General features: G+C 66.6%; 21 protein-coding genes. 17 read left to right on the top strand and 4 right to left on the bottom strand.

Translation table 11 applies throughout. The annotated features are described in order from the left end of the window. Positions 1-5 precede the first annotated feature (5 nt). From chlG to S58_RS28910, 3 genes are all read right to left on the bottom strand, one after another. Positions 6-920 carry a chlorophyll synthase ChlG gene (gene chlG, locus S58_RS28920; RefSeq protein WP_015668966.1) on the bottom strand — a complete coding sequence of 305 codons (915 nt, stop codon included), beginning with the start codon at positions 918-920 and terminating at the stop codon, positions 6-8. Positions 921-964: 44 nt separating this feature from the next. Next, a complete protein-coding gene (gene ppsR / locus S58_RS28915) occupies positions 965-2,332 on the bottom strand; it encodes a transcriptional regulator PpsR (protein WP_015668965.1) in 1,368 nt (455 codons plus the stop codon). A gap of 138 nt (positions 2,333-2,470) precedes the next feature. Continuing rightward, the gene (locus S58_RS28910; protein ID WP_015668964.1) at positions 2,471-3,268 is read right to left on the bottom strand and encodes a cobalamin B12-binding domain-containing protein; all 798 of its coding nucleotides are present in this window, start codon (positions 3,266-3,268) and stop codon (positions 2,471-2,473) included. Between the two features lie 328 nt (positions 3,269-3,596). Between S58_RS28910 and bchF the strand changes: the two genes are divergently transcribed. The 16 genes from bchF to bchJ all read left to right on the top strand — a co-directional run bounded on the left by bchF (position 3,597) and on the right by bchJ (position 21,526). Next, positions 3,597-4,187, top strand: coding sequence for a 2-vinyl bacteriochlorophyllide hydratase (gene bchF / locus S58_RS28905; RefSeq protein WP_015668963.1), 591 nt, complete (start codon positions 3,597-3,599; stop codon positions 4,185-4,187). Positions 4,188-4,189: 2 nt separating this feature from the next. Beyond that, complete coding sequence (locus S58_RS28900) at positions 4,190-5,470, top strand: ferredoxin:protochlorophyllide reductase (ATP-dependent) subunit N (RefSeq protein WP_377812137.1); 1,281 nt, start codon at positions 4,190-4,192, stop codon at positions 5,468-5,470. A 1-nt stretch (position 5,471) separates the two neighbouring features. After that, entirely contained in the window at positions 5,472-7,025 is a 1,554-nt protein-coding gene (gene bchB / locus S58_RS28895; RefSeq protein ID WP_015668961.1) for a ferredoxin:protochlorophyllide reductase (ATP-dependent) subunit B, read from the top strand. Continuing rightward, positions 7,000-10,590 carry a magnesium chelatase subunit H gene (locus tag S58_RS28890; RefSeq protein ID WP_042340993.1) on the top strand — a complete coding sequence of 1,197 codons (3,591 nt, stop codon included), beginning with the start codon at positions 7,000-7,002 and terminating at the stop codon, positions 10,588-10,590. Before bchB ends, S58_RS28890 begins: the two co-directional genes overlap by 26 nt. Further along, a complete protein-coding gene (gene bchL, locus S58_RS28885; RefSeq protein WP_015668959.1) occupies positions 10,587-11,492 on the top strand; it encodes a ferredoxin:protochlorophyllide reductase (ATP-dependent) iron-sulfur ATP-binding protein in 906 nt (301 codons plus the stop codon). The genes S58_RS28890 and bchL overlap by 4 nt, the downstream gene beginning before the upstream one ends. Before the next feature lie 13 nt (positions 11,493-11,505). After that, positions 11,506-12,207, top strand: coding sequence for a magnesium protoporphyrin IX methyltransferase (gene bchM / locus S58_RS28880; RefSeq protein ID WP_015668958.1), 702 nt, complete (start codon positions 11,506-11,508; stop codon positions 12,205-12,207). Beyond that, a complete protein-coding gene (locus tag S58_RS28875; protein WP_015668957.1) occupies positions 12,204-13,634 on the top strand; it encodes a BCD family MFS transporter in 1,431 nt (476 codons plus the stop codon). The genes bchM and S58_RS28875 overlap by 4 nt, the downstream gene beginning before the upstream one ends. A 19-nt stretch (positions 13,635-13,653) precedes the next feature. Then, positions 13,654-14,436 (top strand): photosynthetic reaction center subunit H, encoded by a 783-nt coding sequence (gene puhA, locus S58_RS28870; protein WP_015668956.1) that lies wholly within the window; start codon positions 13,654-13,656, stop codon positions 14,434-14,436. Beyond that, a complete protein-coding gene (gene puhB, locus S58_RS28865; protein ID WP_052351226.1) occupies positions 14,433-15,083 on the top strand; it encodes a photosynthetic complex putative assembly protein PuhB in 651 nt (216 codons plus the stop codon). Before puhA ends, puhB begins: the two co-directional genes overlap by 4 nt. Positions 15,084-15,099: 16 nt before the next feature. Continuing rightward, on the top strand, positions 15,100-15,567 hold the full coding sequence (puhC, locus tag S58_RS28860; RefSeq protein ID WP_015668954.1) for a photosynthetic complex assembly protein PuhC: 468 nt from the start codon (positions 15,100-15,102) through the stop codon (positions 15,565-15,567). After that, complete coding sequence (locus tag S58_RS28855) at positions 15,564-15,869, top strand: hypothetical protein (protein ID WP_015668953.1); 306 nt, start codon at positions 15,564-15,566, stop codon at positions 15,867-15,869. Before puhC ends, S58_RS28855 begins: the two co-directional genes overlap by 4 nt. Continuing rightward, positions 15,866-16,927, top strand: coding sequence for a magnesium-protoporphyrin IX monomethyl ester (oxidative) cyclase (gene acsF, locus S58_RS28850; protein WP_015668952.1), 1,062 nt, complete (start codon positions 15,866-15,868; stop codon positions 16,925-16,927). Before S58_RS28855 ends, acsF begins: the two co-directional genes overlap by 4 nt. A 13-nt stretch (positions 16,928-16,940) precedes the next feature. Beyond that, positions 16,941-17,966, top strand: coding sequence for a putative photosynthetic complex assembly protein PuhE (gene puhE, locus S58_RS28845; RefSeq protein ID WP_015668951.1), 1,026 nt, complete (start codon positions 16,941-16,943; stop codon positions 17,964-17,966). Further along, on the top strand, positions 17,963-19,174 hold the full coding sequence (gene hemA / locus S58_RS28840; RefSeq protein WP_015668950.1) for a 5-aminolevulinate synthase: 1,212 nt from the start codon (positions 17,963-17,965) through the stop codon (positions 19,172-19,174). Before puhE ends, hemA begins: the two co-directional genes overlap by 4 nt. A 95-nt stretch (positions 19,175-19,269) precedes the next feature. Next, positions 19,270-20,874 carry a magnesium-protoporphyrin IX monomethyl ester anaerobic oxidative cyclase gene (gene bchE / locus S58_RS28835; protein ID WP_042340283.1) on the top strand — a complete coding sequence of 535 codons (1,605 nt, stop codon included), beginning with the start codon at positions 19,270-19,272 and terminating at the stop codon, positions 20,872-20,874. 1 nt (position 20,875) lies between these two features. Further along, on the top strand, positions 20,876-21,526 hold the full coding sequence (gene bchJ / locus S58_RS28830; RefSeq protein ID WP_015668948.1) for a bacteriochlorophyll 4-vinyl reductase: 651 nt from the start codon (positions 20,876-20,878) through the stop codon (positions 21,524-21,526). Positions 21,527-21,574: 48 nt separating this feature from the next. On the opposite strand, the gene S58_RS28825 is transcribed toward bchJ, so the two are convergent. After that, on the bottom strand, positions 21,575-22,495 hold the full coding sequence (locus S58_RS28825) for a LysR family transcriptional regulator (RefSeq protein ID WP_015668947.1): 921 nt from the start codon (positions 22,493-22,495) through the stop codon (positions 21,575-21,577). 145 nt (positions 22,496-22,640) lie between these two features. Here S58_RS28825 and S58_RS28820 point away from each other — a divergent pair, with 145 nt between their 5' ends. After that, positions 22,641-23,684 (top strand): class 1 fructose-bisphosphatase, encoded by a 1,044-nt coding sequence (locus S58_RS28820; RefSeq protein ID WP_015668946.1) that lies wholly within the window; start codon positions 22,641-22,643, stop codon positions 23,682-23,684. The last annotated feature ends 32 nt before the right edge of the window (positions 23,685-23,716 follow it).

Here is a 23,716-nt window from a genome sequence, read left to right as displayed (position 1 = left end):
CTGCGTCATGCCACCAGCCCCGCCAGCGCGAACGCCGTCACCAGCATGCCCAGCACGTAAAGCAGCACGCCGGTCCCGTTGTACCAGGGCGCGAGCTCGCGCGGGTTCGTCATCAGCCGCCGCATCAGCACCAGCTGGGCCGCGATCAACGCCGCGACGATCGCTGCATGCGCCGGACGGCTCCAGGCCACCAGCAGCGCAAGCACGGCGCATTGCGCCAGCGCCATCGTGATGCAGGCGAGGCGAGCGGCGCGCTCGGCGCCGAGCATCACCGGCAGCGAGCGGACATTGCTGACGCGATCACCGGCGATCGACTTGAAGTCGTTCAGGGTCATGATGCCATGGGCGCCGGCGCTGTAGAGCAGCGCGATCGAAAGCACCTGCCAGGACGGCGCCTCTTCGCTCATGATCGCTGCTGCCGTGATCCAGGGCAGGCCTTCGTAGCAGAGGCCGACGGCGCTGTTGCCCCACCAGCCGTTCTGCTTCAGCCGGATCGGCGGCGCGCTATAGGCCCACGCGAGCGCCAGGCCCAATGCCGCTGCGGCAAAGCCCCAAGTGCCGAGCAAAGTGGCGACGCCGAGCGACAGAACCGTCCAGATCAGCGCGATGTACAGGCCCCAGCGGCCTGGAATGCGGCCCGAGGGAATCGGCCGGCCGGGCTCGTTGATCGCATCGACATGGCGGTCGAACCAATCGTTGACCGCCTGGCTGGTGGCGCACACCATCGGACCCGCGAGCACGAGGCCCGCGATCACGGTCGGCCAGCGCGGCGCCAGCGGCGCGCCTGACGAGACCACGCCGCAGCCGAACGCCCAGATCGGTGGAAACCAGGTGATCGGCTTCAACAGCTCGAGAACGGCCGCGGGATGAAGCCTTGAAGGAAGCCTTGGCGCGAGCGGGACGGGCGTGATGTCGGTCATTGCAACTCTTTCAACTGTTCGAACTGCGGCTATTCCAACTGCGGCTATTCCAACTGACTGTCTTCTTCGCTCGGCTCGGCCAGGCCGTAGCGTCGCAGCTTGACGTACAGGCTCTGGCGGCTGAGGCCGAGCATCTCGGCGGCAGTGGCGCGGTTGTCGCCGGTGAGCTTGAGCGCGGTTTCGATGCACATCCGCTCGATCACGTCGGTGGTCTCGCGCACCAGCTCCTTGAGCGGCACGCGGCCGATCAGCTCGGCGAGTTGCTCGCGCGATCGCGGGATATAGCCGTGGTCGCCGCCGTCGCTGGAGATGCGCGGGCCGACATTGCGGATGGTGAAGCCGAGGCGGGACTGGCCGGGCGCGCCGACGGTGGCGGCGGAGATCTCGACGTCGACCGGAGAGCCGTGCTCCCCGCGGACGACGCTGGAGAACAGCTTGACGCTGCCGTGCTGGCGCAGATTGGTCAGCATGACCGAGAAGTCGATCGCCGATTTGCCGATCCAGCGGTCGATCGTCTCGCCCAGGATCTGATGCATGTTCTCGATTTGCGCAAGCTGCAGGAAGGTGGCGTTGGCGTGCAGCAGCCGGCCGTCCATGTCGGTGATGACGAAGCCGTCGGGCGCCGATTCGACGAATTGCACCAGCTGCGTATTGACGTCGGTGGCCTTCGGAATCGCAAGCTGCGAGCCCTGCGGCGTGAAGCGCAGCAGGAACAGCGACGCGGTGTCCTGCCGGAAGAAGGTGCCGTCGAGCAGATAGTCGCGGCCGCCGTCGAGCCGGACCTTGGCGCGCTCGATCTTGCCTTGCGAGCGGATCGCCAGCGACAGCGATTGCGAAGTGGCGGTATCGTCGAGCAACAGCGCGTCGGGAAACAGCTTGCCGATCAGGTTGGCGGCGCCGTGGTCGAGCAGGGCGGCAGCGGCCGGATTGGCCTCGACGATGCGGTGGGTGAGCGCATCGATGATCAGCACCGGCTCCGAGGTGATCTGGAACAGGATCCGGTAGCGCGATTCGGCGTTGCGCATGCGCGAGTAGTCGCGCTCGATCGTGACCTGGGCTTCGATCAGCTTCTGCTGGAGCGCGGCGGTGGCGCGTACGTCGCGGCCGACCGCGATGAAGCGGGCCGCGCCCTTGATCGCCACCACCGCGAACAGGATCGGAATGTCGGGCCCGCGCGCGGCCGGATAGCGCACCTCGCGCCAGCGCGACACCTTGCGCTGGGAGGCTTCGGCGAGCAGCAGCTCTGGCTTGGTCTGGCTTTCCTCGGACACTGTTGCTTGCCAGGATCGGCCGATCCACTCGTCTGTGTTGCTCAATTCAAGCGGCAGCCCGGCCTGTTGAAAGGCCAGGTCCTGGATGTTGCCATCGGCGTCGAGCGCGAGCGCAATGTCGGACGCTGCGGCCACCAGCATGGCCGCGACATCCGCATTGAGATCGCCAAGCGACTCTTTCGGAGCTCTGAACGCCCTCACCAACGCCGTTGTCCTCCCACTCAAGGAGCCTTCGCGCGGCAAGTCTCGTTCCAGCATTCATCTTCACTGCACCCTCAGCTATCGCCGTTCGGTCAGAAGACTGACGACGTGCCGGGCTTGCGAAGCCTCTCTGCTCGGATCGGAGACGACACCGTCGCCGCCGACCAGGAGAACGAGTTCAGGCCGTTCAATGAACGCAGGACCGCAGACCAGCACGCCGATGTCCTGGTTGGAGGACTCGCGCCGGACCATCCTTATGTTTGAGGCGAGATCGTCGAGCTTCCTGTCGCTGTTGGCGAAGAACTCGACGACGTTGAACCACTGCGTGCGGAGCGCATCGACGAAGCCGCGATCCGCCGTGTCTGGCTCGATCCAGGTATCGAAGCCGTCGCGGCGGAAGAACTCGCCCGCCAGCACGAGGCCGAACATCATGTGCCCCAGCTCGCGCCTGTCGCCCGGCGCCGTGGTCAGCAGCACGCGCAGGCCGGTCGGCGCGACCGCGAGCTCGGCACTGAAGGCCGCGCTGAAGTGACGAAGCAGCTGCTGCAGCCGCCACAGCGCCAGCGTGACGTCGGCGAAGTCGCGCTCGTCGTCGGCCCAGAGATGGCGCAGATGATTGGCGGTCGGCACCAGGAGATCGAGATAGATCCGCTCCAGCGTCTCGCCGTGATCGCGATGCGACTGGATGCAGGCCACCGCACGACCGTCGTCTGCATCGAGCACGAGCTCGGCGAAATCGGCGGCTTCCTGCTGGGTTGCGGTGATGATCGCCGGCACGCGTTCGAGCGCCGGCGCATGGGCCATCACGAGCCGCGGAATGATCTCGGCTTCGATCGCGGCGTTCAGCTCGGAATGGCGGGTGCTCGGCAACGGCACGCTGAGGCGTGATGCCGCGTGCCGATGAAACGCCGCTTGGCCACGCTTCGTCCGAAAGCGGGCTCGCGGAAATCGGACTGTCTCATTGAGCTCGGTCATAAGCGCCTCCCCTCCATATGAGCGCACGTCACTCGTTGCGTCAATATTATTTGACGTCAATTTTGATTGACACTCTTCGGGCCCGGGTCTAGCGTTTCCCCATCGGGCTCGCACTCGGGGATTTGCGATGCGCCACCTGCAAACTGCACAACGTAACGTTGACCAGACCGAGTGCGGTGCACCACAAATCCCCCTGTGGTTGCCGTCATCGCATCACTGGGCACCGGTGTTGTCAAATCATCTTTACACATCGTGTGACGCCCAATTCACATCTGCCACTGATCCGTCGCTGTGGAGCCAGCTCTGCTTCACACCTGAGCCGGCGCTGCGTGCAAAGCAGCAACCGCTTTACACGCCAGAGGAAAAGCGCCGGCGGGATGCCACGCCGTGGACCCTCGTGCAGGGCATCCTCGCGCCGCTGCAGTTTCTCGTCTTCCTGATCAGCCTCGGACTCGTGTCGCGCTATCTCGCGACCGGCGAGGGCCTGTGGCTCGCCACCGCCTCCGTCGTTCTGAAGACGGCGCTGCTCTACACCATCATGATCACCGGCTCGATCTGGGAGCGGGTCGTGTTCGGGCGCTATTTGTTCGCACCGGCCTTCTTCTGGGAGGACGTGTTCTCGATGCTGGTGATCGCGCTGCATACGGCCTACCTCGCCGCGATCATCGGTCATATCGGCAGCGCTCGGCAGCAGATGCTGCTGGTTCTCGCGGCCTATGCCTCCTACGCGATCAATGCCGCGCAATTCCTGCTCAAGCTGCGCGCTGCGCGGCTGCAGGATCAGGCGATGGCGCAAGCTGGTGCGGAGCGGGTGTCATGAGCATGTCCGCGCAAGCCTGTGCCGTGACATCAGCGCCTTCGCCGGACGGCGTGCTGCGCGAGCGCGGCCAGCGCGAGGTGTTCTGCGGCTTGACCGGCATCGTCTGGCTGCACCGGAAAATTCAGGATGCGTTCTTCCTCGTCGTCGGCTCGCGCACCTGCGCTCATTTAATCCAATCGGCCGCCGGCGTCATGATCTTCGCCGAGCCGCGCTTTGCCACCGCGATTATGGAAGAGCGCGATCTCGCCGGCCTCGTCGACGCCAATGACGAGCTCGACCGCATCGTCGACCAGCTGCTGGCGCGCCGTCCCGAGATCAAGCTGCTGTTCCTGGTCGGCTCGTGCCCGTCGGAAGTGATCAAGCTCGACCTGTCGCGCGCGGCGCTAAGGCTGTCGCAGCGCTTTTCGCCTGGTGTGCGCGTGCTCAACTACTCCGGCAGCGGCATCGAGACCACGTTCACGCAAGGCGAGGATGCCTGCCTCGCATCGCTGGTGCCGGTGCTGCCCGCAGCTCACAACGGCGGGCGACCGTCGCTGCTCGTCGTCGGCGCACTCGCCGACGTGGTCGAAGATCAGTTCAAGCGGACCTTCGCCGCGCTCGGCATCGACCAGGTCGCCTTCCTGCCGCCGCGCCGCTCGTCGGAATTACCGGCGATCGGCCCGGAGACGCGCGTGCTGCTGGCGCAGCCGTTCCTCGGCGATACCGCGCGTGCGCTCGAGGAGCGCGGCTGCCGCCGCATCGCAGCGCCATTTCCGCTTGGCGGCGAAGGCACTGCGCTCTGGCTCGCAGCCGCCGCTGATGCTTTCGGTGTCTCGCGCGCCCATGTCGAACGCACCATCGCGCCACTCAAGGCGCGCGCCGAGCGTGCGCTGGCGCGCTATCGCGCGCAGCTCGCCGGCAAGCGCGTCTTCCTGTTTCCGGATTCGCAGATCGAGATCCCGCTGGCGCGTTTCCTGGCGCGCGAGATCGGCATGGAGCTGGTCGAGGTCGGCACGCCCTATCTGCATCGTGAGCATCTCGCCTCCGAACTGACGCTGCTGTCGCAAGGCACGCTCCTCAGCGAGGGCCAGGACGTCGAGCGCCAGCTGGATCGCTGCCGCGCCGCGCGTCCGGATCTCGTGGTCTGCGGGCTTGGTCTCGCCAATCCGCTGGAGGCCGAGGGCCTGACCACCAAATGGTCGATCGAGCTGATCTTCACGCCCATCCAGGGTTTCGAGCAGGCCGGCGATCTCGCCGAGCTGTTCGCGCGGCCCTTGCTGCGGCAAACCAGATTGGCGGTGTGAGATGCAGCTGTCGGTCTGGACATATGAAGGCCCACCCCACATCGGCGCGATGCGCATTGCGACCGCGATGCGCGATGTGCACTACGTGCTGCACGCGCCGCAGGGCGACACCTACGCTGATCTCCTGTTCACGATGATCGAGCGCCGTGACCGCCGGCCGCCCGTCACCTACACCACCTTCCAGGCGCGCGATCTCGGCGGCGATACCGCGGATCTGCTGCAGAGCGCGGCGCGAGCGGCCTATGAGCGCTTCCAGCCGCAGGCGATGCTGGTCGGCGCCTCCTGCACCGCCGAGCTGATCCAGGATGATCCCGGCGGGCTCGCTTTGGCGTTGAAGCTTCCTATTCCCGTCATCCCGCTCGAATTGCCGGCCTATCAGCGCAAGGAGAATTGGGGCGCCTCGGAAACGTTCTACCGGATTGTACGGGCGTTGGCTGCGTCTTCCGCTGATGGCTCCCCCCGCCGTGAGAGGGAGGCAGGCGCCCGTCCAGTCTGCAACCTGCTTGGTCCGACGGCGCTCGGCTTCCGTCATCGCGACGACCTCGCGGAAGTGACCAGGCAGGTTGTGGAGCTCGGCATCGAGATCAACGTGGTCGCGCCGTGGAACGCGACGCCCGCCGATCTCGCCCGCCTTCCCCTGGCCGATTTCAACATCGTGCTTTATCCCGAGATCGCGTCCACCGCCGCGCAATGGCTGCAGCGCCAGTTCGGCCAGCCCTATACGCGCACGATCCCGATCGGCGTCGGCGCAACGCGCGACTTCATCGCCGAGGTCGCTACGCTCGCCGGTGTCGATGCCGCGCCCGTGCTGGCGCGGACCGAGAGCCGGCTGCCGTGGTACTCGCGCTCGGTCGACTCGACCTATCTCACCGGCAAGCGCGTCTTCATCTTCGGCGATGCGACTCATGCAGTGGCGGCGGCCCGTGTCGCGACGCGGGAGCTCGGCTTCGAGGTCGTCGGCCTCGGCACCTATGCCCGCGAGTTCGCCCGCGAGATCCGCGAGGCCGCCGCGATCTATGGCGTCGAGCCGTTGATCACCGACGATTATCTCGAAGTGGAAGCCCGCGTCAGCGAGTTGCGCCCCGAGCTGGTGCTCGGCACGCAGATGGAGCGCCACATTGCGAAGCGCCTCGGCATTCCCTGCGCCGTGATCTCGGCGCCGTGCCACGTGCAGGATTTTCCCGCGCGCTACTCGCCGCAGATGGGTTTTGAAGGCGCCAACGTGCTGTTCGACACCTGGGTGCATCCGCTGATGATGGGCCTGGAAGAGCATCTGCTCGGCATGTTCCGCGAGGACCACGAATTCGCCGATCACGCGCCGTCGCATCTCGGCGCCGCACCGGCGGCGCCACAGCAGCCGCAATTGCGCGTGGTCGAAACTGTCACAGCCACCGAACTCGCTTGGGCCACCGACGCCGAGCGCGAGCTGACCAAGATTCCCTTCTTCGTTCGCGGCAAGGCGCGCCGCAACACTGAGCGGTTCGCGCGCGAGCGCAACGTCAACCTGATCACACTCGAGACCTTGTATGATGCCAAAGCGCATTTCGGTCGCTGACAAGACACCCATCCGGGTGGTGATCGTGACGATGGACAGCCATCTCGCTTCGGCTGCTCTGCGTGCGCGCGCCGTGCTGCAGGCCGAGCTGCCGGGCCTCGACCTCAAGGTCCATGCGGCCGACGAGTGGGGCTGCAATCCGAACGCCCTGCAGCATTGCCTGGACGACATCGCGACCGGCGACATCGTCGTCGCCACCATGCTGTTCATGGAGGATCACATCCAGCCGGTGCTGCCGGCGCTGCAGGCCCGCCGCGATCGCTGCGATGCCATGATCGGCTGCCTGTCGGCGGGCGAGGTGGTACGCCTGACCCGGCTCGGCAAGCTGACGATGTCGGGCTCGGCCACCGGCGTGCTCGGCCTGTTGAAGCGGCTGCGCGGCAGCAACCGTTCCGGCTCGTCGAGCGGCCAGAGCCAGATGAAGATGCTGCAGCGGATGCCGCGGCTCCTACGCTACATCCCCGGCACCGCACAGGACCTGCGCGCCTACTTCCTCACGCTGCAATATTGGCTCGCCGGCTCGGAGCAGAATTTTGCGAACCTGGTGCGCTTCCTGGTCGGCCGCTATGCCGACGGCCCGCGCGCCGTGCTGCGTGGAAAGACGAATGCGGCCGAGCCGGTGACCTATCCGGATGTCGGCCTCTATCATCCGCGGCTGCCGCAGCGGATCGTCGAGCGCGCCGACCAATTGCCGGCACCGGCCAAGGCGGTCGGCCGCATCGGCGTGATCCTGATGCGCTCTTATCTGCTGGCCGCCAACACCGCGCATTATGATGGTGTGATCTCGGCGCTGGAGGCGCGCGGGCTCGCGGTCGTGCCGGTGTTCGCCTGTGGCCTCGACTCGCGTCCCGCCATCGAACGCTACTTCCAGAGGGACGGCGTCGCCACGGTCGATGCCGTGATCTCGCTCACCGGATTCTCGCTGGTCGGCGGTCCCGCCTACAACGATGCGCGCGCCGCTGAAGACGTGATGGCCGGGCTCGATGTGCCGCTGATCGCCGCGCATCCGCTGGAATTCCAGACCGTCGAGCAGTGGCACGACGATGCGCGCGGGCTGACGCCGGTCGAAGCTACCATGATGGTCGCGATTCCCGAGCTCGACGGTGCCGTCGGCCCGACCGTGTTCGGCGGTCGCTCGGCGTTGGCCGATTCCGGCCGCGACATGGCCTCGCTGCCGGAGCGCGCGGCGCAGCTTTCTGCCCGCGTCGCCAAGCTCGTCGAGCTGCGCCGCTCCGAGCGGGCGGAGCGGAAGCTCGGCGTGGTGCTGTTCAATTTCCCGCCGAATGGCGGCAGCGCCGGCACTGCGGCGTATCTGTCAGTGTTCGAGTCGCTGCATAACGTGATGACCTCGCTGAGCGCGTCCGGCTACACGATCGATGTTCCTGAGACCGTGGACGAGCTGCGCGCCCGCGTTCTGAAGGGCAATGCCGAGCGCTTCGGCACCGTCGCCAATGTCGCGGCGCGCATTTCCGTCGATCAGCATGTCCGGCGCGAGCGTCATCTGGCCGAGATCGAGAAGCAATGGGGGCCGGCGCCCGGCCGCCATCAGACCGACGGCGCCAGCCTGCTGGTGCTCGGCGAGCAGTTCGGCAATTTGTTCGTCGGCCTGCAGCCGGCGTTCGGCTACGAAGGCGATCCGATGCGGCTCTTGTTCGAGCACAGCTTCGCGCCGACGCATGCGTTCGCGGCGTTCTACCGCTGGCTGCGCGAGGATTTCCGTGCCCACGCCGTGCTGCATTTCGGCACCCATGGCGCGCTGGAATTCATGCCGGGCAAGCAGGCCGGTCTCTCAGCCGAATGCTGGCCGGAGCGGCTGATCGGCGACCTGCCGAACTTCTACATCTACGCGTCCAACAATCCGTCCGAGGGCGCGCTGGCCAAGCGCCGCGGCGGCGCCACCCTGATCAGCTATCTCACGCCATCGATCACCAGTGCCGGCCTCTACAAGGGCCTGGCAGACCTGAAGGCCTCGCTGGATGCCTGGCGCAATCTGTCACCGGATGCGACCGAGCAGGTGAGGGGTGACAGCGCGGCGCTGATCCAGGCGCAGGCGGCGGCGGTCGATCTCGCTGCGGCCGAGCCGCTGTGGCGCGACGAGCGCGACGCGCGGATCGCGGCGCTGTCCGCCAGCGTGCTGGAGCTGGAATATTCGCTGATCCCGCATGGCCTGCATGTCGTCGGGGCACCGCCGCTGCAGGCGCAACGCGCCGAGCTGCTGGACCTCGCCGGCATCAACGATGCCGCGAAGCGCGTCGAGCTCGACCGGCTGCTCGCCACCGATAGCGAGACGCCGGCGATCGTCCACGCGCTCGACGGCGGCTATATCCGTCCCGTTCCGGGCGGCGATCTGCTGCGGAATACCGACGTGCTGCCGACGGGACGGAACCTGCATGGCTTCGATCCGTTCCGCATCCCCAGCGCGTTCGCGCTCAAGGATGCCGAGCGCCAGGTGGCGCGGCTGCTCGCCCGCCATGCCGGCGAGGGCCATAAGCTGCCGGAGACGATCGCGCTGGTGCTGTGGGGCACCGACAATCTGAAGACCGAGGGCGGGCCGATCGCGCAGGCGCTGTGGCTGATGGGCGCCGAGCCGCGCCATGACAGCTACGGCCGCCTCTGCGGCGCGAATCTGATCCCGCTGGAGCGGCTGGGCCGGCCGCGCATCGACGTCGTGATCACGCTCTCGGGCATTTTTCGCGACCTGATGCCGTTGCAGACCAAGTTGCTCGCCGAGGCGGCGCTGCTTGCGGCGTCGGCCGACGAGCCGGTCGAGATGAACTACGTGCGCAAGCATGCGCTCGCCTTCCAGGCTGCGCATGGCGGCGAGCTTGCGGACGCGGCGCTGCGCGTGTTCGGCAATGCCGAGGGTGCCTATGGCGCCAACGTCAACCACCTGATCGATTGCGGCGCCTGGACCGACGAGGACGAGCTCGCCGACGTCTATACGCGCCGCAAGGGCTTTGCCTACGGCACCGACGGCCGCCCTGTCAGGCGCGATGCGCTGCTCGGCCATGTGCTCGCCGGCGTCGATGCCGCCTACCAGAACGTCGATTCGGTCGAGCTCGGCGTCACCACGATCGATCATTATTTCGATACGCTTGGCGGCATCAGCCGCGCGGTGAAGCGCGCCAAGGGCGAGGCCGCGCCGGTCTATATCGGCGACCAGACCCGCGGCGAGGGCACGGTGCGCACCCTGTCGGAGCAGGTCGCGCTTGAGACGCGCACCCGCACGCTCAATCCGAAATGGTACGAGGCGCTGCTCGCCCATGGCTATGAGGGCGTGCGCCAGATCGAATCGCATGTGACCAACACGGTCGGCTGGTCGGCCACCACGGGCCAGGTCGCGCCCTGGGTCTATCAGCAGATCACGACGACCTTCGTGCTCGACCCCGCGATGCGCGAGCGGCTCGCCTCGCTCAATCCGGCGGCGTCGGCGAAGATCGCCAACCGTCTGATCGAGGCGCATGAGCGCAATTACTGGACCCCGGACCCAGCCATGCTCGACGTGCTGCGCAAGGCCGGTGAAGAACTCGAAGATCGCCTCGAAGGCGTGGGAGTTGCCGCATGAACGTGACCTTGAGACCGCCGTTGACGACGGCGCCGCGCCGCCCCGATGGGGCCGGCAGTGTGCAGGTGCAGCTCGATCCGAACGTCGTCATCGGCACCGCAAAAGTGTTCTCGGTGTACGGCAAGGGCGGCATCGGCAAGAGCACGACGTCGTCGAACCTCTCGGTGGCGCTGTCCAAGCTCGGCAAGCGCGTGCTGCAGATCGGCTGCGATCCCAAGCACGACTCCACCTTCACGCTCACCAAGCGGCTGGTGCCGACCGTCATCGACATTCTCGAACAGGTCAATTTCCACGCCGAGGAACTGCGGCCCGAGGATTTCGTCTACCAGGGCTATAACGGCGTGATGTGCGTCGAGGCCGGAGGGCCGCCGGCCGGCACCGGCTGCGGCGGCTATGTCGTCGGCCAGACGGTCAAACTACTGAAGGAGCATCATCTGCTCGAAGACACCGATGTGGTGATCTTCGACGTGCTCGGCGACGTCGTCTGCGGCGGCTTCGCAGCGCCCTTGCAGCACGCCGACCGCGCGCTGATCGTGGCTGCGAACGATTTCGACTCGATCTTCGCGATGAACCGCATCGTTGCCGCGATCCAGGCCAAGTCGCGCAACTATCCGGTGCGGCTCGGCGGCGTGATCGCCAACCGCAGCGCCGCGACCGACCAGATCGACAAGTTCAACGAGCGGGCCGGCCTGAAGACGGTGGCGCACTTCCCCGATCTCGACGTCATCAGGAAGAGCCGCCTGAAGAAGTGCACGCTGTTCGAGATGGAGGCTTCGCCCGACGTCGAGCGCGCGCAGAATGAGTACTTGCGCCTCGCAGCCTCGCTGCTCGCAGGTGCCGAGCCGATGCAGGCGGTGCCGCTGAAGGACCGCGACATCTTCGATCTTCTTGGCTTTGATTGAGTGGGGCTAGCCGATGTCGACAGCGGAATATCTCGCCCGCCGCAGTGAAGTGGAGACCTATTTCGACCGCACCGCAGTCGCCGCCTGGACGCGGCTGACCTCGGATGCGCCGGTGGGACGCATCCGCGCCACTGTGCGTGCCGGCCGCGACGAGATGCGGCGGACGCTGCTGTCGTGGTTGCCGCTCGACCTGCGTGGCGCGCGCATCCTCGATGCCGGCTGCGGCACCGGCAGCTTCTCCATCGAGGCTGCGCGGCGCGGCGCCGAGGTGGTTGCCGTCGACATCTCGCCGACCCTGATCGAGATCGCGCAGCGCCGGCTGCCCGACGACATCAGCCGCAACGCGATCCGCTTCGTCGCCGGCGACATGCTCGATCCCCGGCACGGCGGCTTCAATTTCGTGGTGGCGATGGATTCGTTCATCCATTACCGCGCCGAGGACGCCGTCCGCATCGTGGCGGGCCTTGCCGCGCGCACCTCCGAATCGATCCTGATGACCTACGCGCCGCGCACGCCGCTGCTCGCCGTCATGCACGCGATCGGCGGCGTGTTCCCACGCGGCAATCGCGCGCCGGCGATCGAGCCTGTGACCGAACAGAAGCTGTATCGCCTCATCGCCGATCATCCCGATCTCGCCGACTGGCGCTGCGCCCGCAACTGCCGCGTCGCCAACGGCTTCTACATCTCGCAAGCGCTGGAGCTTCGCCCGTCATGAGCGCGCGCGCACCATCCGTCCTGCAATTGTGGACGCGGCTGTCGTCGCGCTATCTGCCGTTTGCGGATGCCGCCTCGACCGAGCTGCCGCTGTCGCGCCTGATGCGGCTGTCGCTGTTCCAGGTTTCGATCGGCATTTCGGTGGTGCTGCTCAACGGCACGCTCAACCGCGTCATGATCGTCGAACTCGGCGTCCCCTCCTGGCTGGTCGCGACCATGGTGGCGCTGCCGCTGGTGTTCGCGCCCCTGCGTGTGCTGATCGGCTTCAAGTCCGACCATCATCGCTCGGTGCTCGGCTGGCGCCGCGTGCCCTACATCTGGATGGGCACGCTCCTGCAGTTCGGTGGCCTCGCCATCATGCCGTTCGCCCTGCTGCTGCTGTCGTCGGGCGACGCGCCGGGCCAGGTGATCGCCGGCCGCATCGGGGCTGCGCTCGCGTTCCTGCTGGTCGGCGCCGGGCTGCATACGACGCAGACCGCGGGCCTCTCCCTCGCGACGGACCTCGCGCCGGAGCACTCGCGCCCGCGGGTGGTCGCGTTCCTCTACGTGATGCTGATGTTCGGGATGATGGCGAGCGCGCTGACCTTCGGCGGGCTGCTCGCCGAGTTCAGCGAGATGCGGCTGATCCAGGTGATCCAGGGCGCGGCGGTGACCGAGATGGTTCTCAACGTCATCGCGCTGTGGAAGCAGGAGGCGCGTGATCCCTCGCGCACATCGGCCACCCGGGCGCGGCCGCGCTTCGGCGATTCCTGGCGGCAGTTCCGCGAGGCCGGTGGTTCGATGCGCGTACTGGTCGCGGTGGGGCTCGGCACCGCCGGCTTCACCATGCAGGACATCCTGCTCGAGCCGTATGGCGCGGAGATCCTTCACCTCACGGTCGGCGAAACCACGGCGCTGACGGCATTGTTTGCAGCTGGCACGCTCGCAGGCTTCGGCCTTTCCGCGCGCCGGCTGGGCAAGGGCTCGGATCCTTATCGGATCGCAGCGCTCGGCGGACTCGTCGGACTGTTCGCGTTCTCCGCCGTCATCTTCTCGGCCCCGCTCGCGTCGCCGCTGCTGTTCCGCATCGGCACCACCCTGATCGGCTTCGGCAGCGGCCTGTTCGCCGTGGGCACGCTGACGGCGGCAATGGCGCTGGTGCAGAACGGCGAGAGCGGACTCGCGCTCGGCGCCTGGGGCGCGGTCCAGGCCACGGCGGCCGGCGTCGCGATCGCAGGCGGCGGCGCCATTCGCGATGTGATGTCGCAGCTGGCGCTGGACGGTCGTCTCGGCGTGGCGCTCGCCGGACCGGCGACCGGCTACAGCATCGTCTACCACGTCGAGATCGCACTGCTGTTCGTCACGCTGGCGGTGATCGGACCGCTGGTGCGACGGCAGGCGGCGGAGCCACAGCAGCTCCAATTCGGAATCGTTGAATTTCCAGGTTAGCCCAGTCGGGGAGGAAGCCATGCAGACGTCATTCACGAGCTACATCGATGTTGCCCAGGTCGTGCTTTACGGCTTCTGGGTGTTCTTCGCAGGCCTGATCTTCTATTTGCGCACCGAGGACAAGCGCGAAGGCTATCCGCTGCAGTTCGAAGGCCGCATCGGCCGGCAGACCGCTTCGAGCGGCCATGGCTTCCCGACGCCGCCGAGCCGCAAGACCTATCACATGCATGGCGGTCGCACCGCGACCCTGCCGAACTGGGACAATGACCGCGCCGATGCGCCGGTGACGCCGGCCTATCCGTGGCCGGGCTCGCCGTACCTCCCGACCGGCAACCCGATGCTCGACGGTGTCGGCCCGGGCTCCTATGCCGCGCGCAAGGACGAGCCGGAGCTGACCATGGACAACATCCCGGCGATCGTGCCGCTCCGGGTCGACGGTAGCATCTTCATCGCCTCTGAGGATCCGGATCCGCGCGGCATGCCGGTGATCGGCTGCGACGGCAGGCTCGGCGGCAAGGTTCGCGAGGTCTGGGTCGATCGTGCGGAGATGCTGATCCGCTACCTCGAAGTCGAGGTCGACGGCATCGTCGGACGCCATGTGCTGCTGCCGATGACGATGGCGATCGTCGACAAGTCGCGCAAGGCGGTGCTGGTCGATGCGATCCTCGGTTCGCAATTCGCCAACGTGCCCGGTCTCGCCAGCCCCGATCAGGTGACGAAGCTCGAGGAGGACAAGATCGTCGGCTACTATGGTGGTGGCCATCTCTACGCGACCGCTGCACGCCAGGAGCCGCTGCTGTGAGTACGCATCGAGAGCAAGACCAACTGATGCTGCCGGAGGGCGAGCGGCTGCTCTGGCAGGGACAGCCCACGGTGAAGGCGCTGCTGCTGCGGGTGTTCCACCTGCGCCTGGTGCTCGCTTATTTCGCGGCGCTGTTCGGCGCCCGCGTGGTGGCGGGCATGCTGGATCACCAGCCGCTCGCGGCTTCGCTCGCCAGCGCATCCTCGCTGGTGACGCCGGTGGCGCTCGCGACCCTGCTGCTCACGGGACTCGCGCTGCTCTACAGCCGCACCACCCGCTACACCGTCACCAGCCGGCGGGTGCTGCTGCAGTTCGGGGCGGTGTTGCCGATGACCTTGAACGTGCCGTTCAAGCAGATCGCACGGGCGGATGTGAAGTTGTTCGGGGATGGCTCCGGCGATGTGCCGCTCGGCGTCATCAACGAGCAGCGGCTGTCCTACCTGCTGCTGTGGCCGCATGCGCGGCCCTGGCGGCTCAACGCGGTCGAGCCGATGCTGCGCGGCGTGCCTGACGCGCGCAACGTCGCCGAGATTCTTGCTAAGGCGCTCGTCACGGCGTCGGATGGCGCCGTCGCCTCGCAGCCGCTGCCGGCAGCCAATGGTCAGTCGCAAGGCGCGCCGCCTGCTGCGGTTGCGAGCGCGGCGTGATGAGGAGGAGGGAGTCATGAGCCAAGCCGAGGGCCATGTCGAAGCCGAGATCGTCATTCCAAAGGGCGCGCTCCGCGCGGCCTTCGCGCTGGTCGCCTTTGCGCTGCTGGCCGCGAGCGTCGGCCGCCTCACCGGGCTTGGCACCGTGCGCACCGATCACGTCGTTGCCGTGCAGTCCGCGGCCATGCGGTTCGAGGACCGCGCCGATGGCGGCATCTCCGTGGTGTCACCGGACAGCAGCAGGATCGTCGGCGTCGTCGAGGCCGGCGGCGATGGGTTGCTGCGCACCGTGCTGCGCAGCATGGCGTTCGACCGGCGCCGCCATTCGATCGGCTCCGGGCCGGCCTTCACGATCAGCCGCTGGTCCGATGGCCATTTGACGCTGGACGATCCGGCGACCGGACGGCGCGTCGACCTCGCGCCATTCGGCACCGACAACATGCGGCGGTTCACCGAACTGATGACGATGGGAGAGAAGCGATGAGAGGATTGTGGGCCACCGAGCCGCGCCGCTTCGACATCGGCTGCAGCATCGAGATCGAGCGCACCGGCGAGAGCCTGCATGCGCATGTCACGCTCGATCGCGACGTCGGCATCCGTCCGGGCGACGAGGTGCTGATCCAGGGCGAACCGATCACGGTCAAATTCGGCGAGCAGCTCAATTTGCGCCGCACCGCGACCGTGGTGCGGGCCGGGCTCTGGAAGCGGACGCTGATGCAGCTCTCGGGCTACCTCGAACTCACTGAATTGTATGACGTCAGCTTTTCGGACGGGAGAGTCAGATGATCGCGATGGAAGGCGGAGCCGGAAGCACCTCGACCAACATGGCGCTGGAGGACACCATCCTCACGCCGCGCTTCTACACCACCGATTTCGCGGCGATGGACCGGCTCAATGTCGATCTCGTGCGCCGGGAATGGGATGCCGTGATGGCCGAGTTGCGCGCCGACCACAACCGCAAGCACTTCGTGCGCACGCCGGAATTCGACAAGGATCTGAACGATCTGCCGGAGGCGCTTCGCGTCGAGTTCAAGGACTTCCTGGTGTCGTCTCTGACGGCCGAGTTCTCCGGCTGCGTACTCTATGCGGAGATCAAGCGGCGGATCACCAATCCCGACATTCGCGAGCTGTTCTCCTATATGAGCCGCGACGAGGCCCGCCACGCCGGCTTCATCAACGAGATCCTCAAGGATCACGGCATCGGCGTCGATCTCGGCTTCCTGACCAAGGTGAAGAAGTACACCTACTTCAAGCCGAAGTTCATCTTCTACGCGACCTATCTCTCGGAGAAGATCGGCTATGCCCGCTACATCACGATCTATCGCCAGATGGAGCGGCATCCGGAGCGCCAGTTCCATCCGATCTTCAAGTGGTTCGAGAAGTGGTGCAACGACGAGTTCCGCCATGGCGAGGCGTTCGCGCTGCTGATGCGCGCCGATCCGTCGCTGCTGCAGGGCCGCAACAAGCTGTGGATCAAGTTCTTCCTGCTGGCGGTGTTTGCCACCATGCATGTGCGCGATCATATGCGCCCGGCGTTCTACGAGGCGCTCGGCATGCCCGTGGACGAGTACGACATGCGCGTGTTCCGCATCACCTCGGAGATCTCGCGCCAGGTCTTCCCGGTCATGCTCGACATCGACAATCCCCGCTTCTGGGCCGGCTTGAAGCAGCTGCGCGAGGTGTCGGAAGCGATTGCGGACGCCAAGGCGCAGGGCGGCGTGATGGGCGCGATCAAGCGTACCTTGCTGCCGCTGAAGGCGGCGCTGACCTTCGGCCGGCTGTACATGCTGCCGGCCAAGAGCAACGAGCTGCCGCGGGAGATCACGCTGCAACCCGCCTGGTAACAAGGAGCCGGCCATGGGCGCGACCGCGATTGCCATTCCCTATGTCGTGTTCGTCTGGTGGTTCTCGACCGGCGCCGTGCTGGCGCTGGTCGGGCTCGCCGCCCGCCATCCGGCCGCGTTCAAATGGGGCACGGCCGCGGCGTTCGTCGCGGCCCTGTCGGGCGTCGCGGTGTCGAGCCAGGCCGCCGAGGATTCCAGCGCCTATTGCGCCTTCACCTGCGCGATCCTGCTGTGGGGCACGGTCGAGATGTCGCTGCTCGCCGGCTGGATCACCGGGCCACGGCCGGAGCCCTGTCCGCGCGACTGCACGCCGGCCTCGCGCGTCGGCTTCGCCCTGCAGGCGATCGCCTATCATGAGCTGGCGCTGATCGTGACCGCGGGCCTGGTGTTTGCCGTGACGTCCGGCGCGCCGAACCGGCTCAGCTGGTGGACGTTCGCGGCGCTGCTGGTGCTGCGGCAGAGCGCCAAGATCAATCTGTTCCTCGGCGTGCGCACCCTGAACGATGAGCTGCTGCCGCAGCAGGTCCGGTTCATGCGCAGCTATTTCGCGAAGAAGTCGATCAACCTGTTGTTTCCGTTCTCGATTGGCGCGGCGACCGCGGCGACAGCGCTGGTTGCCGCCGCTGCGCTCGGCGCCAAGTCCTCGTTCGACGGCGTGGCGCTATCGCTGCTGGCCTCGCTGATCGCGCTCGGCCTGCTCGAGCATGGCTTCATGGCGCTGCCGATGCCGGTGATCAATCTGTGGCGCTGGAGCGCGCCGGCGGAGCCCGCGATGGCGGCCGTTCCGGTGCCGGTGCCCGTCACGCCATTGGTGCGGCCGGTGCTCGCCGTCGTGCCTCCTGCGCCGCAGGCCCAGCGCCCGATGTCCGCGCAGAAGACAGCTGCAGCCATGGCGCGGCAGCGCCTGGAAGAGCAGTTCCGCCAGGCCTATCGCCAGGCCTGTGCTGACGCGCAGGCGCAAACCATGACCGGACTGGCCGCGGTGTCGGTCACGAGTCCGGTCGATCCGAACACGACAGCACAGGGGGGAGTACCATGAACTACGAAGACTATTTCCGCCGCCAGCTCGACGGCCTCAGACGCGAAGGACGCTATCGCGTGTTCGCCGATCTCGAGCGCAAGGCCGGCGCCTTCCCGATCGCAACCTATCGCGGTCCCCATGGCGAGCGTGACGTGGCCGTGTGGTGCTCCAACGATTATCTCGGCATGGGCCAGCATCCGAAGGTGCTGGAGGCGATGCACGCGGCGCTCGACCGCTGCGGCGCCGGCGCCGGCGGCACCCGCAACATCAGCGGCACCAACCATTATCACATCCTGCTCGAGGATGAGCTCGCCCACCTCCACGGCAAGCAGGCGGCGCTGCTGTTCAACTCCGGCTATGTCTCGAACTGGACCTCGCTGTCGACCTTGGCGGCACGCATGCCCGGCTGCGTGATCCTGTCCGACGAGCTCAACCATGCCTCGATGATCGAGGGCATCCGCCACAGCCGCTGCGAGACCCGCATCTGGCGCCACAACGACGTCGCCGATCTCAGGGACAAGCTGTCGGACCTCGACCCGAAGGTGCCGAAGCTGATCGCGTTCGAGAGCGTCTATTCGATGGATGGCGACATCTCGCCGATCTCCGACATCTGCGACGTCGCCGACGAATACAACGCGATGACCTATCTCGACGAGGTTCACGCCGTCGGCCTGTACGGCCCGCGCGGCGGCGGCATCTCCGAGCGCGACGGCGTCGCCGACCGCCTGACCGTCATCGAGGGCACCTTGGCCAAGGCGTTCGGTGTCATCGGCGGCTACATCACGGCGTCCGACACGGTCTGCGATTTCGTCCGCAGCTTCGCCTCCGGCTTCATCTTCTCCAGCTCGTTGCCGCCAGCGGTGGCCGCGGGGGCGCTGACCAGCATCCGCCACCTCAAGGGCAGCACTGTCGAGCGCGCCCGGCATCAAGACCGCGTGGCGCGGCTGCGCCGCCGGCTCGACGAGGCCGGGGTGAGCCATCTCGACAATCCCAGCCACATCGTGCCGGTGATGGTCAGGGATCCCGTGCTGTGCAAGCGGATCAGCGACATCCTGCTCGACCGCTACGGCATCTATGTGCAGCCGATCAACTATCCGACGGTGCCGCGCGGCACCGAGCGGCTGCGCATCACGCCGTCGCCCTATCACTCCGATGCCGACATCGAGCATCTGGTGTCGGCGCTGTCGGAGATCTGGGCCGAGATGGGCCTCGCGCAGGCGGCATGAGGAGAGACTATTCGCACGCCGTTTGAGCCAGATCAATTTGTCAATCTATCTTGACGTTAAGATGATTGTACAAATTGATAATCGGGGAGGACGCCGTGCGGATCTTGCTGCTGCATCCGAATTATCACTCCGGCGGCGCCGAGATCGCCGGCAATTGGCCGCCGGCCTGGGCGGCCTATATCTGCGGCGCGCTGAAGGCCGCCGGCTTCACCGATCTCCGCTTCATCGACGCCATGACCAACGATCTCTCCGAGGATCAGGTCCGTGCCATCCTGCGTAGCGAGAAGCCGGATGTGATCGGCTGCACTGCGATCACGCCCTCGATCTACAAGGCCGAGCGGCTGCTGGAAATCGCGAGGGAGGAGCACCCGGAGGCGCTGACCGTGCTCGGCGGCATCCACGCCACCTTCATGTATCAGCAGGTGCTGACCGAGGCGCCCTGGATCGACGCCATCGTGCGCGGCGAGGGCGAGGAGATCATCGTCGACCTGATGCGTGCCTGCGAGGACGGCCGCTGGGCGACCGACCGCCGCAGCATCCAGGGCATCGCCTATCGCGACGGCTCCGAAGTGGTGGCCACGGTCGCGGCGCCGACGGTGAAGAATCTCGATGCGATCACGCCCGACTGGAGCGTGCTCGAATGGAGCAAGTACATCTACATCCCGATGAACAAGCGCGTCGCCATCCCCAACATGGCGCGCGGCTGTCCGTTCACCTGCAGCTTCTGCTCGCAGTGGAAGTTCTGGCGCGACTATCGCATCCGTGACCCCAAGAAGGTGGTCGACGAGATCGAGACCCTGATGCGCGAGCACGATGTCGGCTTCTTCATCCTCGCCGACGAGGAGCCGACCATCAACAAGAAGAAATTTGTTGCCTTCTGCGAGGAGCTGATCCGCCGCGACCTCAAGATCCTCTGGGGCATCAACACCCGCGTCACCGACATCCTGCGCGACGAGGCGCTGTTGCCGCTGTACCGCAAGGCCGGCCTGATCCACGTCTCGCTCGGCACCGAGGCCGCGGCGCAGATGAAGCTCGACCGCTTCAACAAGGAGACCACGGTCGCGCAGAACAAGAAGGCGATCCAGCTGTTGCGCGACGCCGGCATCGTCGTCGAGGCGCAGTTCATCGTCGGCCTCGAGAACGAGACCCGCGACACCCTGGAAGAGACCTACCAGATGGCGCGCGACTGGAAGCCGGACCTCGCCAATTGGGCGATGTACACGCCGTGGCCGTTCTCCGACCTGTTCCGCGACCTCGGCGACAAGGTCGAGATCTTCGACTACGAGAAGTACAATTTCGTCACGCCGATCATGAAGCCGGACGCCATGGACCGCGGCGAGCTGCTCGACGGCGTCATGAACAACTACCGGCGCTTCTACATGCACAAGGCGTTGTTCTCCTACCCTTGGGCCGGCTCCGGCGCGCGGCGGCGCTATCTGCTCGGCTGCCTCAAGGCGTTCCTGAAGTCCGGCTTCGAGCGCAAGTTCTACGACCTCGGCCGCGTCAATTATTGGGGGCCGCAATCCAAGGGCAAGGTCGATTTCGGCTTCGATACCTCCCGCAAGCGCGCCGATCCCGGCAAGATCGAATGGAAGACCAGCCATAATCGCAAGCTGACCGGACCCCAGCAGGCGCAGCTGATGGCGTGCGGCGGCGGCACCGAGCAGATGAGCGACGAGGCCGAGACGCGGGTGCACTGAGATGCACGGCACCCGCGCCCAGCAAGTTCAGCTGCCGCGCGCTGCCGCCGTATCCGGCCACGGCGATCATGCCGCCGGCCGTATCGGCCCCAATGCGATCATCCAGACGGCTGAAGCCTTGCGTCTGCTGTTGGGGGAGGACACGACCCGTCGCGTGTTCGCCGTCGCCAGGCTCGACGGCTATCTCAGCGTGCCGCCCGCCGGGATGGTCGATGAGGCCGAGGTCATCAGGCTGCATGGCGCGCTGCGGACGGTGCTCGACGATGAGACCGCGCGCGCCGTCGCCACCAGGGCAGGGCAACTGACAGCAGCCTATCTGCTCGCGCATCGCATCCCCTCCGCAGCGCAGCGCGTGCTCCGGCTGCTGCCGGCCCGGCTCGCGGGCCGCGCGCTGACGCGGGCGATATCCGCGCATGCCTGGACATTTGCCGGGACCGGCACCTTTACCGCACGCCCGGGCCGGCCGACGCTCTATGAGATCAGCCATTGTCCGCTATGCCGCGAGCATCACGGCGATCATGCCGTCTGCGACTTCTACGCTGCGACATTCGAGACGCTGTTCGCAACGCTGGTGCATCCCAACGCTCATGCGCGTGAGATCGGCTGTGAAGCCACAGGTGCCCACGCCTGCCGGTTCGAAGTCGACTGGTGAGACGGCGTCATGCGAGACGCGGCACCGCCATGGCATCGGGCGTCGCGCTCAACTCGGCAGGAACCGCGCGCCTTCTTTTCCGAGAAAGTCCAGCATCGCCTGCGCTGGCGGCAGCAGCAGCTTGTCGGCGCGCCGCACCGCGTGCCATTGCCGGATGATCGGCAATCCCGCGACCTTCAACGTGACCAGCCGGCCCTCGCTGAGCTCATGGGCGACGGTATGCTGCGAGATGAAGGCGATGCCGAGGCCGGCGATGACCGCCTGCTTGATGGTCTCGTTGCTGTCCATCTCCATGCTGGTCTTTGGCTTCAGACCGTGCTTCTCGAAGAATGCCTCCATCAGCAGCCGTGTTCCCGAGCCGGGCTCGCGCGTGATGAACACCTCGCCGGCGAGAGCCTCGGCCGCAATCCGCTTGCGGCGCGCCAGGCTGTGGCCCGCCGGCGCGATGATGACGTGCGGATGCTTGCCGAAGGGCCGCATGTCGACCGGAACGTCGGCGGGCGGGCGGCCCATGATGGCGATGTCGAGGTCATAGCCGCGCAGCGCCTCGCGAAGGCTGTCGCGATTGCCGATCCGCAAGGTGACGTCGATCTTGGGGAAGCGCCGCGAAAATTCCGCGATCGCGAACGGCACGAAATATTTTGCAGTGCTGACCGCGCCGATCGCAACGCGGCCGCCGCTGCGGCCCGCCAGGATGTCGAGCGCCTGCTCGCAATCCTGCAAGGCCCCCTCGACGCGCTCGGCCAGCGCCAGCACGCTGCGTCCGGCATCGGTCAGGATCATGCCATCCGCCGTGCGCTGGATCAGCGGCAGGCCGGCGAGCTCCTGCAGATTGCGAATTTGCAGCGTCACCGCGGGCTGGGTGAGATGCAGGCGTGCCGCGGCCGATGTCACGGACCCTGAATTCTGCACGGCGACGAGCGCGCGCAGCTGGCGGATGGTGAGGTCGCGGGAAAAGCGCCGGCTCATGGAACTCTCGTGGAACTCTTGACATAAGGAAAACTTTTGCCGATCCAAAGATAAAGAAATTTCCCTAATCATGCAAATGGAGCGTTGATGGGGGGCGGCACGACGCATTCGTGCAGCGCGCATCAAGCTCTCAAAAGAGGGGCTGATGGCTAGGGAGTGGGCCATGGACCATCATCAGACATTGCAGTCTCATCTGGCGTCGCAGGGTGCCGACGCCGACTGCGCCGCGGTCATCGAGGCCCTCGCCGAGGCTGCGCGCGAGCTCGCGCGGCAGATTGCGATCGCCCCGCTGTCCGGCATCGACGAAGGCGCGGCCACCGTGAATGCCGATGGCGACGTGCAGAAGGCGCTCGATATCGTCGCCGACAATCTGATGCGGGATGCGCTGCGCCGGGCTCCGGTCGCCGGCATCCTGTCCGAAGAGGTCAATCTCCCTGAAACGGTCAATGCTGCTGCCCCACTATCCGTGGCGATCGACCCGCTCGACGGCTCCTCCAACCTGCAGAACAACATCTCCGTCGGCACCATCTTCTCGATCCGCCCGCGCGGCCGCGACGTGCTCTCCAGCTTCTTTGAGCCCGGCACCGCGCAGCGTGCCGCCGGCTTCTTCGTCTACGGACCGCAGACCTGCCTGGTGCTTGCGATCGACCATCGCGTCGACCTCTACGTCCTGCATCCGACGCTGCACGAGTTCATCCTCGCCAAGTCGGGCCTGCGCATCCCGCAGGATACGCCGGAGTTCGCCATCAATGCCTCGAACCGCCGGCACTGGAGCGGCACGGTGCGCAACTATGTCGACGAGTGCCTGTCCGGCGCCGCCGGCCCGCGCGGCCGCGATTTCAACATGCGCTGGATCGCCTCGCTGGTCGCCGAGGCCTACCGCATCCTGATGCGCGGCGGCGTGTTTCTCTATCCGGCCGACTCGAGGCCCGGTTACCGCGAGGGTCGGCTGCGGCTGGTGTATGAAGCGCATCCGATGGCACTGATCATGGAGTGGGCCGGTGGCTCGGCCTCGAGCGGCCGCGCGCGCATCCTCGAATTGTCGGCGCGCTCACCGCATCAGCGTGCGCCGCTGATCATGGGCGACGTCCGCCTCGTCCGCGACGTCGACCAGCTGCATGAGGGTGTCGAGCCGCTGTTCGAAACCAGCGATGCGCCTCTGTTCGCTCGCCGCGGCCTGTTCCGCTGAGCCAGTCCTGCCGAGCGCGCCTTCCGGAGAAA

It is taken from the genome of Bradyrhizobium oligotrophicum S58 (assembly GCF_000344805.1).
Taxonomy (GTDB): Bacteria; Pseudomonadota; Alphaproteobacteria; order Rhizobiales; family Xanthobacteraceae; genus Bradyrhizobium; species Bradyrhizobium oligotrophicum.
Note: the sequence above shows the minus strand (reverse complement) of the source record. Positions and strands in the feature narration are given on the sequence as shown.